General features: G+C 49.0%; 15 protein-coding genes. 7 read left to right on the top strand and 8 right to left on the bottom strand.

Annotated elements, in window-relative coordinates; all coding sequences use genetic code 11:
• Nucleotides 1–4 precede the first annotated feature (4 nt).
• From ACXAFQ_RS06905 to ACXAFQ_RS06890, 4 genes are read right to left on the bottom strand one after another with little or no spacing between them, the layout of a single operon-like run.
• Entirely contained in the window at nucleotides 5–367 is a 363-nt protein-coding gene (locus ACXAFQ_RS06905) for a hypothetical protein (protein ID WP_474818950.1), read from the bottom strand.
• Nucleotides 360–1004 carry a hypothetical protein gene (locus ACXAFQ_RS06900; RefSeq protein ID WP_474818946.1) on the bottom strand — a complete coding sequence of 215 codons (645 nt, stop codon included), beginning with the start codon at nucleotides 1002–1004 and terminating at the stop codon, nucleotides 360–362. Before ACXAFQ_RS06900 ends, ACXAFQ_RS06905 begins: the two co-directional genes overlap by 8 nt.
• Nucleotides 1001–1609, bottom strand: a complete 609-nt coding sequence (locus tag ACXAFQ_RS06895; protein WP_474818942.1) for a hypothetical protein — start codon at nucleotides 1607–1609, stop codon at nucleotides 1001–1003. The genes ACXAFQ_RS06900 and ACXAFQ_RS06895 overlap by 4 nt, the downstream gene beginning before the upstream one ends.
• Nucleotides 1599–2555: an MSHA biogenesis protein MshI gene (locus tag ACXAFQ_RS06890; protein WP_474818941.1), complete on the bottom strand. Its 957-nt coding sequence runs from the start codon at nucleotides 2553–2555 to the stop codon at nucleotides 1599–1601. The genes ACXAFQ_RS06895 and ACXAFQ_RS06890 overlap by 11 nt, the downstream gene beginning before the upstream one ends.
• A 432-nt stretch (nucleotides 2556–2987) precedes the next feature.
• On the opposite strand from ACXAFQ_RS06890, the gene ACXAFQ_RS06885 reads away from it, so the two are divergent.
• Complete coding sequence (locus ACXAFQ_RS06885) at nucleotides 2988–3530, top strand: DapH/DapD/GlmU-related protein (RefSeq protein WP_474818940.1); 543 nt, start codon at nucleotides 2988–2990, stop codon at nucleotides 3528–3530.
• 91 nt (nucleotides 3531–3621) lie between these two features.
• Nucleotides 3622–3996 carry a Dabb family protein gene (locus ACXAFQ_RS06880; protein ID WP_474818939.1) on the top strand — a complete coding sequence of 125 codons (375 nt, stop codon included), beginning with the start codon at nucleotides 3622–3624 and terminating at the stop codon, nucleotides 3994–3996.
• A 72-nt stretch (nucleotides 3997–4068) separates the two neighbouring features.
• On the opposite strand, the gene ACXAFQ_RS06875 is transcribed toward ACXAFQ_RS06880, so the two are convergent.
• Nucleotides 4069–6936: a M16 family metallopeptidase gene (locus ACXAFQ_RS06875; protein ID WP_474818938.1), complete on the bottom strand. Its 2868-nt coding sequence runs from the start codon at nucleotides 6934–6936 to the stop codon at nucleotides 4069–4071.
• Nucleotides 6937–7101: 165 nt separating this feature from the next.
• Nucleotides 7102–8442, bottom strand: a complete 1341-nt coding sequence (locus ACXAFQ_RS06870) for a hypothetical protein (protein WP_474818937.1) — start codon at nucleotides 8440–8442, stop codon at nucleotides 7102–7104.
• A 334-nt stretch (nucleotides 8443–8776) separates the two neighbouring features.
• Here ACXAFQ_RS06870 and ACXAFQ_RS06865 point away from each other — a divergent pair, with 334 nt between their 5' ends.
• From ACXAFQ_RS06865 to ACXAFQ_RS06845, 5 genes are read left to right on the top strand one after another with little or no spacing between them, the layout of a single operon-like run.
• Nucleotides 8777–10243: an efflux transporter outer membrane subunit gene (locus ACXAFQ_RS06865; RefSeq protein WP_474818936.1), complete on the top strand. Its 1467-nt coding sequence runs from the start codon at nucleotides 8777–8779 to the stop codon at nucleotides 10241–10243.
• Nucleotides 10236–11768, top strand: a complete 1533-nt coding sequence (locus tag ACXAFQ_RS06860) for an MFS transporter (RefSeq protein ID WP_474818935.1) — start codon at nucleotides 10236–10238, stop codon at nucleotides 11766–11768. The genes ACXAFQ_RS06865 and ACXAFQ_RS06860 overlap by 8 nt, the downstream gene beginning before the upstream one ends.
• Before the next feature lie 5 nt (nucleotides 11769–11773).
• Nucleotides 11774–12799, top strand: a complete 1026-nt coding sequence (locus ACXAFQ_RS06855; RefSeq protein WP_474818934.1) for an HlyD family secretion protein — start codon at nucleotides 11774–11776, stop codon at nucleotides 12797–12799.
• A 45-nt stretch (nucleotides 12800–12844) separates the two neighbouring features.
• A complete protein-coding gene (locus ACXAFQ_RS06850; RefSeq protein ID WP_474818933.1) occupies nucleotides 12845–13168 on the top strand; it encodes a DUF190 domain-containing protein in 324 nt (107 codons plus the stop codon).
• Nucleotides 13169–13176: 8 nt separating this feature from the next.
• Nucleotides 13177–13818 carry a TetR/AcrR family transcriptional regulator gene (locus tag ACXAFQ_RS06845; protein WP_474818932.1) on the top strand — a complete coding sequence of 214 codons (642 nt, stop codon included), beginning with the start codon at nucleotides 13177–13179 and terminating at the stop codon, nucleotides 13816–13818.
• Between the two features lie 87 nt (nucleotides 13819–13905).
• Here the strand turns inward: ACXAFQ_RS06845 and ssb are convergent, their stop codons facing one another.
• Both ssb and ACXAFQ_RS06835 read right to left on the bottom strand, forming a co-directional pair.
• The gene (gene ssb / locus ACXAFQ_RS06840; RefSeq protein WP_474818931.1) at nucleotides 13906–14475 is read right to left on the bottom strand and encodes a single-stranded DNA-binding protein; all 570 of its coding nucleotides are present in this window, start codon (nucleotides 14473–14475) and stop codon (nucleotides 13906–13908) included.
• A gap of 334 nt (nucleotides 14476–14809) precedes the next feature.
• The gene (locus ACXAFQ_RS06835; protein ID WP_474818930.1) at nucleotides 14810–17362 is read right to left on the bottom strand and encodes a right-handed parallel beta-helix repeat-containing protein; all 2553 of its coding nucleotides are present in this window, start codon (nucleotides 17360–17362) and stop codon (nucleotides 14810–14812) included.
• Between the last annotated feature and the right edge of the window lie 180 nt (nucleotides 17363–17542).

Raw genomic sequence — 17542 nt, 5'->3', positions numbered from 1 at the left:
ATCCCTAAAACTTATCCGCGCTGCGGATACTAAACTTATTCGATGACGCTTTACCGACTGTAAGCGTGATTGATTGCCAGTTGCCGTCTTTCTGCTGGTTTAACACCACTGACTGTTTGGTTATTTTCTTCACCACCGCATCTGAGAAGCGGTCGCCTTCACTTACCAGTCGATTATTTACGATTGCCTGAGGTCGCTCGCCATTCACAAAAATGGCAGACACCTTGTAATTTGCAGAGGCCGGTTTTTGTGCATACGTGCCCTTGTAGCTGCGTCCTGGTCGTGTTGGATCGCCAGATGCCGCCACAGCGCTGGTTGCTATAGCGAGTAGGCTGACAAGAATGCGCATGGATTTACTGTTAAACACCGATAAATGCCTTCTCTGTACTCAAGGTGTATACCTCAACGTTAACTTCAGCTAGCGGGTAACTTGTGACTTTATAATCAATACCACGCCAGAATAGCTGTTGAGTCTGTTCTTCCAGCGCCTCAATAAATTGCTTCACATCGAAATACCGACCGCTGAATGTGAGCGACACGCCATGTTGATAAAGTGGCACGTCGGCCATTTCTTCATTGCCGGCAAAAACCGATACCGGATTCAGCGAAGACATCTCAATAAGCGTTAAACTGGTGGCGTGATTGAATACCTGTTCAACCAGAAACACCATTTGTCCGGGCGTGACGAGTTCGTTTAACTCGTTCGCAAATACAGTTTCAACTTGCTTCTTCTGAATTTTAAGCTGAGCGAGCTCAGCATTGAGTTCGGCATTGGGATCAGACGACAATGCTTCTGAATACAGTTCAAGCTGGGCATTCAACGATTGACGCTTAACTTCTTCTGAAGCTAAATCGGTGCGGTACTTGGAATAATCGTCTATCGCGGGCTCAATGAAAAATGTGAAGCCGGCCATAAAAATCAGTGCCAGGCCCGATATTAATGTCAGCACCTTTTCGCGCTGTGACAGAGCGGCAAATTTTTCGTTTAAACTGGGAGCGCTCATGGTGCCACCCCGCTTGCATTCTCTGCCGCTCTTAGTGTTCTTAACTCAAATTTAAGGCCATCGTCTTTAAGAAAAACTTTTGCTTCTTCAAAATGCTTACCATTGAAGCTAGTGGTATTGCTTAAGCGCTGTAACCACTGAGGAAACGCGGCAGGGGAAGAGACTTCACCGGTAAAGTCCATCCGGGCTTCAGACACCATAATGGATTCCAGCCATAAATCTGATGATGATTCGTTTGCGAGGTCGTTGAACAGCACACTAAACCCTTTGTACCGAAGCGGAGAACGGCGTCGCAGTTCCTCTAACACCCTTTCCTGCTTTTCCAAATTCCGGGTGATATCTTCCACTTCCGTGGTAAGGGCTTCATCAGGTTTCCAGTTGCTTACCTCTGCCTGCAACATGTCTACCTGGCTTTGTAACATGCGATTTTGTGTCTCAACGGCGTCGTAGGCGTTTTCAGCCCGGGAGGCCATAAAATGTGCCGATAAACCGATAAGCAGCATGACAGATGCGCAAACCACAAAGACTAGGGTAATACTGGGCAGTGCCAGATAGTCGACCTTAGGTGCAAAGCGCGGATGATAAAGGTTTATATTACTTTTCATCGGCGGTTTCCTGCTTGGCTTCCACTTGCTTTGCTCTGAAAGGCAGTAGTGCCATTCCCAGACTACTTAAATTTGTCAGCGAGTCTGATGGGTCATTTACTACAGCATTTAGATCCATCACCATGACAGATGCCGAGACCACCTGAGAAATTTGTTGAACGATGATTTCTGGCTGCGCGGCGTTAATGTGCAACACCACTTTTCTTACTGGCGGTTGTCGTAACTGGCTTTCAAAGAAGTCCATGGAGCGCTGAATTTGAATACACAGCCCGTCGAGCACACCCATTCTCAATTCTTCGGCAGAAAATGCCGCCAGATTCTCGAACCCTTTTAGTCGACGGCTAATATATAAATGGCCATCTTTCACAATATTGAGAATGATTTCTTCACCGGCTTCCTGCGTTAGTGTGACCACCGCTTCGTCGGTCACAGGTAGCAGCGAGCAATGCGCCAGTTCTTCAACAGAAATGCTGTCTAATCTCACCCCCGCTTCTATGCACCCAGCCACAATGTCCTCTACGGTGTTCTCGGGCATGGCAACAACATTCACTTTTTTACTGCCCGCTAGCGGTACAGGTAAATCGAAATAATCGAGAACGATGGGGCTTTCGAAATTAATCAATTCTTTCACCGGCCACACCAGCGAATCTGCGACTTCGTCCTCTTGCACATTAGGCCGATCGATCTGCAAAAGTTGATACCAGTTTTGAGAAAGCGCGACGTGGCAGGTTGCCCCAGTTAGCTTACGCTTCGTCACCCACTGAGATAACTGAGCTTTCCATTGGGAATAAAGAACCGAAACTTCAGATATAACGTAAAACTCATCGGCTTTGCGGCGTAATGCCGTAAAGGTCGCCGTGTCTGGTGACAGAGCAACCCCTATGGTGACGTCTGAGCGTTTTGGCTGAAAGCGCAGCTTCAGATATTTAGTCCAACCGATGTACATAGAATAAGTTCGCTTTTGTTAAAACCCGGTTCAGAAAAAGGTGTCTGCATCACTTAGCTTGTCTGTTAAGTGTAGACGAACCTTTCTGACAACCAACATTCTCTTACACCGGTAACCGGCGGGAGCCAGGAACCAGTGGCGAAATTCCATTTCTGATAAACGTGGCCAGAGTGCGTTTGCTGACAGTCACTTTTTACTCGTATTTCTGGTAAGTTAACGGCCACTGCGGCGCTAACTTTAGCGTCAAAAAAATGTCCTGTTAGCAAATACATACTTCTTAATCTGCAACCTGTGCAAAGATAGCGCCAGATCGTCTGACAGATCCTTGGCGAGATCGCGCCAATCCGGGAGTGTAGTATTTCTATTTATTTCGCTTAGTATTAGATAAAGCGCATTGCATATTATCCATTCAGTTTTCAAAGAGAAAGAACTTTGACCCCAATAGCATTCAGGTGCGGAAATATTAGGCACATTCGCGATAGCTTTCCCGCTACAACCTTGCATCAACCCTTTATCGACGTGATAAATGACGTAGATGTGCCCCCCAAGCAGAAGCGTAATGCATTGAAAACCTTGCTGAATAGCAATGGGCCATGTTGGCTGGAGAGCAGGTTCCATCTGGCCGGAGAAGGCAAAGTAACCTTCGGCAAGTTCGTATTTGCAAACCACAACCTCACGTTACTCGCTGGCGATGAGATCACGGTGGGCGAAAGCACTTTTTTCGGCCCCAATGTGGTGGTGAGCGCTTTTCCTTTGGAAGCAGATGGTGTGGTTGCCGACGTTTCAGCGTCGGTGGAAATTGGAAAGCAAGTATGGATAGGTGCCAATGCGGTGATCTTGCCGGGCGTAAAAATTGGCGATGGCGCTATTGTCGGAGCCGGCTCGGTGGTGAATAAAGATGTACCGGCGATGTCGATGGTGGCAGGAAAACCGGCCGAAATTACCTCCCGCGCAAAACAACAAGACTCAATTTGACGGCAATTTTTGTCACATAAAGCGGCAAAAGTCCGATATTATCTGGTTGTTATTAACATCGCGATATGCGGATAAGTTTTCCGGAGAATCAATGAAAAACTTACTACTTTGCTGGTGCCTGCTCATGACCGCTTTTACAACGACTGTTTCTGCCGATGAATCTCAGGTTCGTCATATTGTGGTATTTAAATATAAAGATGGCGCTGATCCGTCAGAGATAGAAAGAATCAATCAGGCTTTCAGCCAACTGCCAGAGAAAATCCCTGGGATCTTGTCTTTTGAGATGGGGGTGAATAACAGCCCTGAAGGTCTGAACAAGGGGTTTACCCACGTATTCCAACTGACTTTCACCGATGTTGCGGCCCGAGAGGCTTACCTGCCCCACCCTGACCATAAGCGCTTTACCGATTTACTCGGCGAACTGGATATTCTGGATGATGTGTTTGTTGTCGATTATGCGTTCTAAGCGTTAATAGTCGCGCTCAGTTCTACAGTATTAAAAAAGCTCGCCAGTTGGCGAGCTTCTTATTTTTGCGACTTATTCTGCCGGATTCAGCAACACAGGTTCACCGAAGCCTAAATCATTCAGCCGTGGTAATTGCGTTTCTGCATCGCCTACGACTAGCCAAATCATGTGCTCAGGGTCGGCATAGGTGTTAGCCAGACGTTTGATCTCTTCAACTGTCATGCCTTTCACTGTTTCCAGGCGCTGATTTACGTATCCTGGTTCCCAGCCATAGTCAGTCACCTTCTCTAACAGATTCAGTTTAGCGCCATAAGTTTCAAATTGGCGCGCGGTGCTTTTTTCCATAAAGCTCTTGGTGTTAGCCAAGTCTTCTTCTGTGAACGACGCTGGATAGTCTTCAAGAATTTCCTTTACCAACGCAGCAGACTCGTAAGTAACGTTAGTGCGCACGCCACTGGAAACCTGGAACGGGCCCACCCTATCTGAACCCTGGAAGCCAGAACGAATGCCATAGGTGTAACCCTTGCCTTCACGCAGTGCCTGAGTAAGACGCGACGCGAAACCACCACCGCCGAGTTTGTAATTCATTACTGTTGCCGGGTAGAAGTCTGCATCGGTTTCTGCCAGAGCCAGATAACCAAAACGCAGCACAGATTGCTTAGCACCTGGCACATCATAGAAATACACTTTTGAGGCATCAGGTTTAGCCGGTGTGCCAAAGTCTGGCAGGGCTACTTGTTTCGCTTTCCATTTCGCAGTCAGTTCTGTCAGCGACTCAGTGACTTGCTGCTGTTTCACATCACCCACAATGAGGAAGTCAGCAACCGACGGCGTAAGGTAGTTCTCATAGTATGTTTTGAGATCTGCCATGGTCACATTGTTAACTGACGCCTCGGTGCCTGTTGCGGGAATCGACAAAATGCTGTCTTCACCGTAAAGCCGCTTCATAAACTCAATGCTGGCAATGGCGTTTGGCTCGGCTTTTTGCTGCGCAAGCGTGCTCAGTGTGCTTTGTTTTGCCAGTTCAAATTCACGCACATCCCAACGGGGCTCCAACAACAATTCGGTAACCAGTGCCATGGTTTCTGCGTAGTTGTGAGATAACGTTGTACCGGAAATAGTGAAGCTGTCACTGCTTGCACCAGCATGAATACTGGCACCCAGCATGTCGATGGCTTTTTGCAGTTGTTCCGGTGTTTTCGTTGTCGTACCGCGGGTAAGCAATTCGGCCAGCAGATTCGCAGTTCCTGATTTCTCCGCCGTTTCGAGCAGATGACCGCCTTTAATGGTAAGGGCGAATTCCACCAGCGGTAATTCGGTATTATTAATTCCCGATACCGCCATTCCGTTTTGTAATTGAGTTTGCCACACATCAGGAATGGCCGGAACCGGCGCCTTACCATAGGCAGGCTCAACACTGCGATCGAAACTCGATGGCGTACGGGCATATTCAGTTTCTGCGGGTAATTCAAAGTCTTCGCCGCGACCATTCGCCACAATGACTTCTTCTTCAACCTGCGCCGGAGTAGAGCCCGCTAATGCCAGTTCCTGTTCGCCTTTCGGCACAAAACTCGTTGCAACAAACGGCTGGCCTTTAATGTAGGTGTTATATACCCGCATGATGTCTTCGCGGGTTACTGCCAGCGACTTTTGCAGATCTTCATTAATATAACCCGGGTCGCCGGCGAAAATATTGTACTGCGCCAGCTGGAAGGCCTTGCCCAATACATCTGACAACCCGTTGTAGAATTCGGTTTCCAGTCCGGCTTTTACGCGTTTCAGCTCATCATCACTGAAACCGTCTTTCTCAAATCGGGCAAAGGCTTCATTCACGGCAGCCTGCACATCATCGAGGTCGGTGCCAGGATACGCGCGGGTGATTAGATTCACTTCGCCGGCAATTTCAGAAGTACTGTTATAGAAGTAAACATCGCTTGTCAGCTCTTTCTCATCCACCAGCACTTTTTGCAGTGGCGATTCTTTACTGCCAGCCAGCAGTTCACCGAGAATTTGCAGCGCATAAGCGTCATCTTCAAAATTCGCTACGCCAGGCCATACCATTCTAAGCTCTGGTAATCTGGCGAAGTTATCTTCGTAGAAGCGCTTTTTGGTTTCTTCGAGATCAGACGGACGTTCTTTCAGTGGTTTAATATCGTCGCCACGGGGAATTTCATCGAAATATTTGTGTACCCAGGCTTTTGCTTGCTGCGGGTCGAAATCGCCGGCAATTACCAGCGTTGCGTTGTTTGGCACATACCATTTGTTGTAGAAGTCTTTTACATCCTGCAAGGTGGCATTCTGCAGGTCTTCCAGCGAGCCAATAACCTGCCAATTGTAAGGGTGACTTTCCGGGTACAGGTTTTTGCCAATCACATAGCGGGCATGACCATAAGGCTGGTTATCTACGCCCTGACGCTTCTCGTTTTTTACCACCTGCTTTTCTTTGGCCAGTACCGCATCGGTTACCGTGTTAATGAAGTAGCCCAACTTGTCGGCTTCTGCCCAAATCATTTTTTCCAGCGCGTCATTAGGCACAGTTTGGAAATAGTTGGTGCGGTCGCGACTGGTAGACCCGTTCGCGCCAGAGCCACCAATGCGTGAGCTCATCTTATCCAAGCCGCCTTTACCTAAGTTTTCAGACTCCAGAAACAACAAATGCTCGAACAAATGGGCAAAGCCGGTTCGGCCTTCCAGTTCACGGGCAGAGCCAACGTGGAAGGTGAGCGCAACGGCGGTAATCGGGTCGGAATGGTCTTGGTGAAGTACCACTTCCAATCCGTTATCGAGGGTGAACTTTTCATAATTAACAGAAAAGGCGGTATCATCTGCCACGGTGGCGGTTGTTGCTTTAGTTGTTGCCGTGGGTGTTTGAGAACAGGATGCGAGCAGCCCTACTGCGGCTGCAACACAGGAAATTTTAAACAGCGATTTTGGATTCATAATGATGTGATCTTGTTGTTTTTTGCCAATATAGCACCGGCCAGAAAGTAAACCAATTTACCAGCCGTTCAGACGCTTTCACGTGCGACGAGCCGATTCTGACACAAACCATTACATATTTAGCTGACAGCAGGCTGACGGTTAACGCGGAGTGTTCGAGCTGACTTATTCAATATCGTCTGCGCGAGGTGTTATATCTTCAGTATCCAGACGCTTTAATATTTCCTTGGGGTTTGACAGCGCCTGTTCTGAAACTTGTCTCACGGTTTGTACAAACTCAGTCGGTAATTCATTTGCAATTAACGAAATGAAACGAGACCTGCCACTCTGGTTCTCGTTCACCGGCATTTCCCTGAAAGCCCGCCATAATGCGAAAGTGTCGCCTTTCTCCGCATACAGAAGTGCGTGATCTATGCCGCGATGAATGAGAAGGCCGCAGGAATAATAGATCCCGAAACGCCCAGAAGTAGCCGCTTTATCCAGAGACATCGTGGAAAGTCCGTTCTCACAGTCAGTTACTGCCCGCGCTATCCGTTGCTGAACATAATCTTCACTGCGGGGATACAATTCAGTTAGCGCTCTGGCTGCCAACCAGTCTGCGTGCCCCTCGTGGATCCAAGATGATTCAGGCTCTATAGGGAGTCTCTCGCTACCAGGGCTCTGATAAAAGTTTGCAACTTCGTGAGCGAAGAACCACAGGGTATCATTAATAAAGTCGCTATCGTTTTCTCGCTCAATGAGGTTGTTTACATTCCAGTGCATGAATATCTGATGTGGCAATGTGCCGCCTTGAGACGAATGGCCGTCAACCATGGCGTAAGAGGCGAACAATGTAGGTTTCACCCCCTCAATTCTGCCTAACCGCTGCTCAAAATAGTCCATCAATCGGGGAATTTCCGAATTCAAAGCGGCTTTCAAGGTTTCCGGCAAGCCTTTGTCGACAATAGCAATCACATTGCCTGTTTCCACTGGTTCTTGCGGCCCGACATACACATTGGTTCCGTCGTTTTCATCAATCCAGCTAGCCTTACCGGTATAAAGACGACCATTTACCACAATCTTGTCGTTCTTCTGGGCAGTCAGTGTAAAGCGCCAGCGCTCATTACCTTTGCAGTCCTGAGGACAACTGAATAAACGTCCGGAATATATCAGTGTGCCGCCATCTGAATACGGTGAAAATGGCGCATAGTCTTTTGAAAGATGTTTGTAGTCTGATGTCAACGTCACCGAGACTTCTTTAAACATTTTTCCGTCGCCGCGCTGCAAATACTCATTACCGTCTTGAAAAGCAATTTCAAACTCAGTGGATTCAGGAGTCCAGCGTGTGGTTCTGGAATTATCAGGATTTCTGACAAAAGCCAGGCGATGAGTGGGTTCAGGTAGAACGTAAGTGAGCTTCCAAGTTCCTGTAACGCTCTTATCAAGGTATACGTCCACCATAGGTGCAGACTGTGACCAGCTTAAGAAACTCACACACAGCAATAGAAAAGCAGTTAGCGTTTTCAAATATCAATCCTTGTAATAGCAACTGTTCCGAGGCGCTGAAACATCTGAATCAGGCCAGAGAGGAAAGACTAAATTAAACAAAATGCGGCGATGTTCAAAGCACGGTAACGATTAGATTGTTTACAAAATGTGTCTGCTACCTGGCAGCCCTCACTGTTCGCAAACTATGCGATGAGAAGTAAGGTGCTGAAGCTATTATTGACTGTACCAATTTAATTGCAGCAAAACGGAATTAATCCCCCATTTAGCGCAAGACAAATAATTCACTCTTGAATAAAACTAAACCGTTCAGTACAGTTTGGGCGTTATTTTAATTTTATACCTAAGGGAGTGTATGAAAGCCTTCTCCACATCTCTTCTCACCCTGACATTGCTTCTTTCCTTAACCGGCTGTGCCCATCGCTCTGAAATAGTGAGCCAGGCAGACGCAACTCCGTCAGACGTAGAAATGGATCTAACGCAATACAACGGACTTTCCAGCGCCAGTGCCAAACAGCAATGGTGGACAATGTTCAATGATGCGCAGCTTAATGCGCTGATTAACGATGCACTGCGTTATAACAATAACTTGCAACTCGCTATGAGCCGGGTGAAAGCATCACAGATAAATCTCGGCCTGCTTGAGTCGAACGATGCGCTGAAACTGGATTTACACGGTGGCTACGACCGCCAGGCTATTAGCGCGAACTCGCCTCTAGCCTTATTGGGCGCGCCCAGTTCCGGGTTTTCCCTGTGGAATACTGGCTTGGCTGCCAGTTGGGAATTAGATTTATGGGGGTACGAGGAAAAACTTCAGGAAGCAGCCAGCGAAACAATTAACGCCCAGATGTACGCCACCGATGTGGTGCGCATTTCGTTATCGGCTGAAATTGTGAATGCTTATCTGGAGCTGCAGAACACCTTGTTTATGCAAGATGTGGCCACTGAGCGGGTTAATTTGCTCGCTGAAGAGCTAACTTATACAGAAAGTCGCCGTCGCAACGGCGCAGCCGCGCAAACCGAGGTAGACAGCGTACGGGCAGCCTTACTTTCGAGTAAAAGCATTCTGCCCACACTGGTGCAGCAAGAGCGAACATTACGCAATCGTCTTGCCTACCTCACGGGCAAAGTGCCGGGCGAACTGCACATCGAACTCAACAGTGACCCCATTAATGTACCTGAACAAGTTAACATTGGCATTCCCTCTGAAGCCGTGCACCACCGGCCAGACATACTGGCCGCGGAAGCCCGCCTGCGTGCAGCAATATCCACCATCGATGCCGCTGAAGCGAACTTCTATCCCCGCGTGAGCCTGGATGGCAGCTTTGGGTTTCAGGCCTTTACCTTACCGGAGGCCGCTACGTGGAATTCTCGTAATTTCATGATTGGCCCCGCTTTTCACCTGCCTATTTTCGATGGCGGCGCACTACAGAAGAATCTGGAACTCACCGAAGTACGTCAGCAACAGGCTGCCATTTCCTACCGGGACACGGTGTTGCGTGCCTGGCATGAAGTAGACAACGCGCTATCTGCTTACAAGCAGTCGAAACTGCGCCGGGAAACCCAGTCCGAAGCCCTTGATAGTTGGGACCAGGTGGTGAATTCCGCCTTGAATCAGTTGTCGCAGGGCGCAGCCAGTCGTTTGCAAGTGGTGGAAGCGAATCTCGCTCGCCTGAATGCAAAACAACGTTATTTAATGGACGACACCCAATTCAAGCTGAACGTGGTAGCGCTGCAACGCGCGGTCACTCGCAGTTGGTTGGAAGCCCCGTCTGGTGAGCAGAGCGAGCATCTGGCTATGCAGGACACAATTAATGAGTAAAGCGGTACCACAAGGACCCGTCTTTGACTTCAGGCTGGCCATGGGGCTACTGGGTATTTTGCTGGCCGCCATGCTTTCTGGATTGAACAGCCGGGTAGTCGGCTTAGCCTTGCTTGATGTGCAAGGTGCGATGCACATGAGCCACGATATCGCCAGTTGGATGGACACGCTATATTCCGCGGGTGAATTGGCAGCCATGCCATTTGCCAGCTGGTTTGCGATCACCTTCTCACTGCGGCGTTTTCATATTGCCATGCTAGCCGGTGTGATAGTGATTGGCATATTTCTGCCTTTCATTCATCATCCATGTGCGATGTACGCGGCGCGTCTGTTGCAAGGCGTTTTCTCTGGCGCACTGATCCCCTTGCTGATGATGTCTGCGCTGCGCTTTTTACCGCCGCCAATCAGACTTCACGGGCTGGCACTTTACGCCCTTACTGCCACCTTTTCGCCAAATGTGGCGCTTTGGCTAACTGGCGCCATTATTTCGAATCTTCACGACTGGCGCTGGATATTCTGGGAGGTGGTGCCGCTTGGGCTACTTTCAGCAGGACTGGTGTATTACGGCATCCCCAAAATGCCACCCGCACTGCCTCGTCTTAAACAGGCGAACTGGATGGGACTGGTGATTGGCGTGAGCGGGTTGATTTGTCTTGCCATCGGCATTGGACAAGGCAGCCGTCTCGATTGGTTTAACTCTCCAGTAATTCAAGCTGCCTTCTTTGCTGGCTCGGGCTTGCTGCTGCTGTTCGGTATTTCTGAATGGTTTCATCCCGCTCCCTTCGTGCGCTTCCAACTACTGGCAAAAAGAAACATCGGTATTGGCTTTATCATTTTCTTTTTCATGCTTATCGCCATGACCACCGCCGTGGGCTTTCCTGCATCTATTCTGCAGCAGCTTCATCACCTGAAAGTAGAGCAAACTGCGTCGCTGGGACTGATTGTGGGCCTTCCACAACTCATTTTAGGATCGGTGATTGCCATTCTGTTGTACCAGAAATGGGTAGATGCAAGAGTCATTTTCATTATTGGTTTGTTGCTGATGGCCACCGCAAGCGGACTGGCATCATTCATTACGCATGAATGGAAAATGCAGGAGTTTGTCCTTATCGAGTGCCTGTATGCGCTGGGCATGCCTATGGCTATCGTGTGCTTGCTGTTTATGAGTACCAGCGTGGTAGTACCGTCTGAAGGGCCCTTCTTGTCAGGCATTATAAATACCTTACGCTCGCTAGGTACCCTTGCGGGCTCGGCATTGATTGGCCAGTTCATGTCTGACAGTACCCGTACCAATCAACTTTATATGTTAGATGAAGCGTCGGGCTGGCGAGCGATGCCAGGCACCGATGTCACCTCTGCCGTAGCCAATCTGTTTACACGGGAAGCGACCGTTATCGCCGCTTCCGACATATTTGTATTTTTCGCCGGTTTATTTCTGATCCTGGTACCACTGGTTATGTGCCTGCAATACATACCCGCGCCAGTTATGCAGAACACCGCCGTTAATAAATCTAAAGAGCCTTAATCACTATGAAACTAACCAAAAACCTCGTTTTTGCCGCGTCAGCCATTGTTGTTGTCGGTCTGGCCTGGGTAATTTTAAGCACCGATGAAGCCGATGCTTCTGATCAGCGAACGAACGATGCCTATCTTCGCGCGCATTTCACTGCGGTTTCTTCCCGCATTTCCGGCCAGATAGAAACTGTATCTGCCATGGACTATCACGCCGTTAAACAAGGCGATGTGCTATTCGAGCTCGACAATGCCGAGCAGAAAGTTGCGGTAACGGCTGCCGAGGCCGAGTTGGCTCGCACCCAGGCTACCCACACTCGACTTGAAGCAGAACTGGTGAATCAGAAAAACAAAATCTCCATTGCCAAAAGCCGTGTTGATGCCGCTAGAGCGCGCCTGAATGTGGCAAGTGCAGACAAAACCCGATACACCAATATGGCAGAAGATGGTTCAGGTACCCGTCAGGATCAGGAAAATGCGCAGACCGCCCAAATCGAGGCGCAAGCCGCCCTGGATGCTGCCCGCCTATCGCTAACCACCGAGCAAGACACCATTGCCATTATTAACGCGCAACTGGCCGAGGCCGATGCGGCGACACAACTTGCCAATGCCCGTCTAGAAAACGCCAAGCTCAACCTCTCATATACTCGCGTCACTGCGCCATCAGACGGCGTGGTTTCACAGCGAGATGTGCGTGTGGGCGGTTATGTTCATGCTGGCGAGCGTGCACTGATGTTGGTGCCTAAAGATGATCTCTTTATTGAGGCCCATTTCCGGGAAACACAGGTTGCGCACATGAAAGTGGGCGATCCGGTTTCGATTACCTTTGACTCGCTACCGGGTGAAGTTTTCCATGGCACCATCGAGACCTTTGCGCCGGCCTCAGGCGCCAGTTATTCGCCGGTTGATCCGATAAACGCCACTGGCAACTTCACCAAAATTGTACAGCGATTGCCGGTGCGCATTCAGTTTGATGCCACGCCAGAACAACAGTCGTACCTGCGGGTGGGCATGTCTGCCATCGTAGACGTACAAGTTATTTAAATGGATTGCCGCGTTTTTCAGCCCGGCCATATTTGGAGAAAGAAGATGAAAGGTATTGTCATCACGTTTTGTACTACCCAAGGGCGTACTTTGGAAGACAGCACCGTTGCCGAATGGCTAATGGCCTGTGCGAAGAGAATGAATTTATCCGGAGCCACAGTGAATGGTTCGATTTCCAGTTTCGGCCACCATGGTGAGTTTCACGCCACCAATATGTACGACTCGTACGATCAACCCGTACAAATAACTATGGTAGTATCCGAATCTGAACGAGACGAACTGATGGCCGCGATAAAAGCGACCGGAGCACGACTGTTTTACACGCAGCACCCGGTAGAGTACGGCTACACCGACGAAGAAAATCAGTAGGAAGCATTATGCACCAGAGCACCCGTGCGGGACGGAATCCGCGACCGGAAAAAGTAGAGGCCGTGCTGGCTGCCGCCAGAAAGCTGTTTCTGACATATGGCTTCAGCAACACCACTACCGACATGGTGCAAAAGGAATCGGGTGTATCTAAAGCAACCCTCTACAATTGCTACGGTACCAAAGAAAGTTTATTTGCTGCGGTAATTGAACAAGAATGCAAAGTCTTCAGAGAAGTCTTTACTGAAATTCTGCCAGAAACCAAATCGCTGGAAAAAGGCTTATATAGTATGGGCCGGGCTTATCTGGATGTTTTAGTTGACCCCGATACGCTAGCTTTTTACCGGGTAATGGTTTCCGAAGCATCCCGCTTTCCTGAATTGGCAAGCAACTTCCTCGACATCGGGCCTAGAACCACCCATGCACTGTTCACCGATTTCATCCATTCACACTGCAACTCACTGACAAGCGAACAAGCCGACCGTTTTGGCGCGATGTTCATGTCGTTGCTGCGAGGTGAAATGCACACCCGCTGCTTGTTGCTCATCAACTACAGGCCATCGGCTAAAGAGCTCGATGACCATGCCGTTTATGCAGTACAAATGGTGATGAGGAATATTGAAGCGCTGAGCCGTTCATCTGACCTGTCGTAATCTGTCTAGAAAAGTGCCGGAACACTTTCTTATAAGTATAAAAAACCCGCTGTAGCAGCGGGTTTCTTGTATATGAAACAGATAATCCTAGAACGGAATGTCATCATCAAAATCGAAGTCAGGCTCAGCCATAGGGGGCTTATTGCCGCCTTGCTGGTTTCCACCCTGGTTACCGCCGAAGCCGCCACCTTGGTTGCCTTGTGGACGTTGTTGATATCCACCGCCCTGATTATTGTTGCCGTAACCGCCGCCTTGTTGGCCGCCCTGGTTACCTTGTGGACGTTGCTGGTAGCCACCTTGTCCGCCCTGACCACCACCTTCGCGGCCGCCCAGCATTTGCATTTGGTCGACAATGATTTCTGTGGTGTAGCGATCCTGGCCTTGTTGATCCTGCCATTTACGGGTTTGCAGTTTACCTTCCACGTAAATTTGTGAGCCTTTCTTCAGGTACTCACCAGCAATTTCTGCCAGTCGACGGTACATGGTTAACCGATGCCACTCTGTACGCTCCTGCATCTGACCTTGCTGATCCTTCCAGCTTTCACTGGTCGCCAGACTCAGGTTTGCCACGGCGTTTCCATTTGGCATGTAACGTACTTCAGGATCGTTCCCGAGGTTTCCTACCAAAATGACTTTGTTGACGCCTCTCGTTGCCATCGATGTCTCCTGTAAACTCTGTCTTATTCTGTAACTTGGTGCATTTAAAGCGTTATTTTACGGACTCTGAGCGGTTCAAGTCGCTCGACCGATTACCAAAAAATTTCGCGCCATAAATTGCGATAGTGGGTCAGTATACCTGATTTTTTTCAGCAACTGAGGGATAATTTTCACCAACGCGATTAAGCCATTCTCAGCGCTCAGTTTTCCTGATTTCAGCCCCCTTCTGATAGCCGCAAGAGTAGCATGGAAGAAGCGTAAGGAAACTGCACCTTTGACGAGTTTTCACTTGTTCGTGGTATCACGCTGCAGCACGTTACTCACGCTCAGGAGCTTAATCTGGCGTAAACAGGCTCACGTGACGAAATTCCACTTGCCCGGCTTCTGGCGCAGCATCGTTGTCGGCAATGAAAGTCATGTAACGGTAAGCACCAGGAGTCATCAGTTCGCCCACCGGGATCTCAATTCGCTGCCAGCCGTCAGTGGCTGTCACGTTTTCCGCATCCAGCCCGTAGTCTTGAGTGCCACCAAACGACAACACGGCGTTTTCATTCTGGGAATTATTGGTGTCAAAGCCCAATCCCGCTATCTCCATGGTACCTGACAGTCGAACCTGAGCCACCAATACAGAATCGGCTTCAACATCGAAATCGCCTTCCACACGTTTCCACGCATTGCCAGATAAGGTAAGTGAAAGTCCATCGTTACTCACTTCGGCATTGCTGGTCTCTGCGCTGTCTTGCTTCGCGTCGTAGGCTGACACTGTGTTCTGACTAAAGTTTAGCGCGTCATAAAGTCGCACATTGGTTAACGACAGCAGCGGTAATTTTGGTGCTGAAGGTGCGTCATCGTCGAGGGCGAAAACCATATTCGAGTACTCACCGTGTTTTAGCAATTGCCCTAACGGCAAAGAAAAGCGCTGCTGACGTGCGCCACTTTCATAGCCCGATACCGGTATGCCAAAAGACTGTGTGCCAAAGAAAGCAATCAGTTCGTCATCAGCGATACGTTCATCGTTATCGAAGCCTATACCGGCCAACTCAGGATTGCCCTCGCCATAAACGGTTGCGTCCAGAACTGTGTTTTCAGTTATCTGATATTCGCCTTCCAAAGAAAGCCAGGTGTTGCCCTCTAGGCTTAATTCATTGTGCCACGGGGTAAACGCGTTCTTCTGGTTCTGCGAACCATAGCTTTGCAGCGAAGCAGTATTGAAATCTATGGCACCGGCAACAGGTGCTCTTCGATAATGAAAGGCGCCCACGTCTTCATCGGTAATACCCACCACAAGTTGTTCTCCTCCAACGGAAAAGTTAGGTATGCGGTCTGTTTCAGGTACGGACAACGTTTTTGGTGCGGGCTGTGATTTTAGCTCGACGGCGACATCCTGATTAACAAGTGAATCATCATAAAAAGGCTCTGAGATATCGGCATTATCCCTAACCTCGCCATCTTCTAAATTAAACGAATAATTATTGATAAAGCGGCTGCGGTAGTCGCGCTGTGGGTCCCACACGCCAAAGCCACTGTTTTCGCTGGGGTTGTTGCTGAGTAGCACGTTGTTAATTGCATTCACCCAAAAGCTATTATCGCCTTCCACATTCGAGGCTGTGATACCGTTACGTTCGGAAATCACATAGTTATTGAAAAAATTCACCTGTCCTTCGGGATTGGAACTTAAGCCACCCGCTTTGAGCGATGCCCACATTTCACCCCGTTCATCGCCCATCTTGCGAATGGTATTATTGAACACATAGCTTGGTCCCTGACGGTTCGGTGCAACACTAATACCCCCGTAGGCATGGGAGAATTCGTTGTTGTACACCAGAACATTGTGCTGACTACCGTCGAGCTCGATGATGTCATCGTTAGCGTAGGCAAAGCGGTTATTGTAAATGGCGGAGTCGCGAATAAAGCCGCCCACGTCAGACAAGTTATATCTGCTTTCCACCACATCGTTAAACCTTACGCTGTCGCTACCCATGAAGGTGTTGTTGCGCAAAATGATCTGGCCTTGAAATGCTTCGTTCGGGTGATTGGCAAATGCAATAAAAGCATTTGACCCCTTAGGGTGGCCATAGCCCCAGTGGTTGGCGCTGAGTACCGGATCGTGCACGTAGCAGTTCTCGATGGTAACCACCCCGGTTCGGCGTAAATAAAACGCGGAATCGTGATTAATACGACGACCTTCGTCATCATAAGCACGACCACGATCGTAGCCAGCGGCTTCCCGGCCCCAATTCGAAATATCACATCCATTTACCCAGATATGGTGCGCTTCTTCAGCGAAAAAGCCCAAATCGCCGCCCTGCTCAATGACAATATCCTCAAAGTAAATGTAGCTCTGGGCTCCCAGCCAAATTGCCTGTTTCGCATCGTCACCGGCTATAATAGGGGTGGCTTTGTCCCCTTTAATCATTGCCCAGCCATCTTCGCCACCTTCGATGCCGAGCGCTTCAACATTCAGCACGCCACCGTCGTAAATGTCTTTCAGGTTATAGATTTTGTCTGGATCTATGGGCGGTTTGTTGGCACGGGTAGTCACCGTTTCAACTATGCTGTGTTCGCCGTCGTCATCCTGCACGCTCAATTTCACTTCATAAGCGGTAGCAGGCGTGAGTCGAACAATGGCGCCGGAAAGCTGCTCGCCTACAGGGTCGTAATATAAAGCATTGGCATCAAGCCATTCGCTGTCTCCAACCTTGCGGTACTGAAGGTTGTTCGATGTTGTCTCGTCAGCGCCTGCCATGGTGATGTTTACCGATTCGATTAACGCGCTCAGGTTCATTGATGGCTGCTCTGTACTTATCGCCTCTGCACTGACAACAGACGAACAGACAACAGGTGTACAAAGCATTGCAGGAATGAATAAGCGGCGTAATCGTGACATAGCGACCTCGTAAAGTAGCAAGGTGGAAAAAGGTATTACTAGTCGCTACCGCATGGGCTTAGGAAGGAGATCACTAGAGAACATTACAGTATGTAAATCAAATAACCTGATTACATTAACAGAGCATTAATCGATGCGCTAACCGGTTGAATTAATAGAAATTAACGGCCAATAAAAAAA

This window comes from Alteromonas sp. ABH2_165 (assembly GCF_056159945.1).
Note: the sequence above shows the minus strand (reverse complement) of the source record. Positions and strands in the feature narration are given on the sequence as shown.

What these genes read in the sequence shown, in the direction of transcription:
- ACXAFQ_RS06895 (WP_474818942.1), bottom strand. Translation starts at nt 1,609, where the DNA reads ATGAAAAGTAATATAAACCTTTATCATCCGCGCTTTGCACCTAAGGTC.
- ACXAFQ_RS06850 (WP_474818933.1), top strand. Translation starts at nt 12,845, where the DNA reads ATGAAAGGTATTGTCATCACGTTTTGTACTACCCAAGGGCGTACTTTG.
- ACXAFQ_RS06855 (WP_474818934.1), top strand. Translation starts at nt 11,774, where the DNA reads ATGAAACTAACCAAAAACCTCGTTTTTGCCGCGTCAGCCATTGTTGTT.
- ACXAFQ_RS06900 (WP_474818946.1), bottom strand. Translation starts at nt 1,004, where the DNA reads ATGAGCGCTCCCAGTTTAAACGAAAAATTTGCCGCTCTGTCACAGCGC.
- ACXAFQ_RS06880 (WP_474818939.1), top strand. Translation starts at nt 3,622, where the DNA reads ATGAAAAACTTACTACTTTGCTGGTGCCTGCTCATGACCGCTTTTACA.
- ACXAFQ_RS06860 (WP_474818935.1), top strand. Translation starts at nt 10,236, where the DNA reads ATGAGTAAAGCGGTACCACAAGGACCCGTCTTTGACTTCAGGCTGGCC.
- ssb (WP_474818931.1), bottom strand. Translation starts at nt 14,475, where the DNA reads ATGGCAACGAGAGGCGTCAACAAAGTCATTTTGGTAGGAAACCTCGGG.
- ACXAFQ_RS06835 (WP_474818930.1), bottom strand. Translation starts at nt 17,362, where the DNA reads ATGTCACGATTACGCCGCTTATTCATTCCTGCAATGCTTTGTACACCT.
- ACXAFQ_RS06845 (WP_474818932.1), top strand. Translation starts at nt 13,177, where the DNA reads ATGCACCAGAGCACCCGTGCGGGACGGAATCCGCGACCGGAAAAAGTA.
- ACXAFQ_RS06875 (WP_474818938.1), bottom strand. Translation starts at nt 6,936, where the DNA reads ATGAATCCAAAATCGCTGTTTAAAATTTCCTGTGTTGCAGCCGCAGTA.
- ACXAFQ_RS06865 (WP_474818936.1), top strand. Translation starts at nt 8,777, where the DNA reads ATGAAAGCCTTCTCCACATCTCTTCTCACCCTGACATTGCTTCTTTCC.
- ACXAFQ_RS06890 (WP_474818941.1), bottom strand. Translation starts at nt 2,555, where the DNA reads ATGTACATCGGTTGGACTAAATATCTGAAGCTGCGCTTTCAGCCAAAA.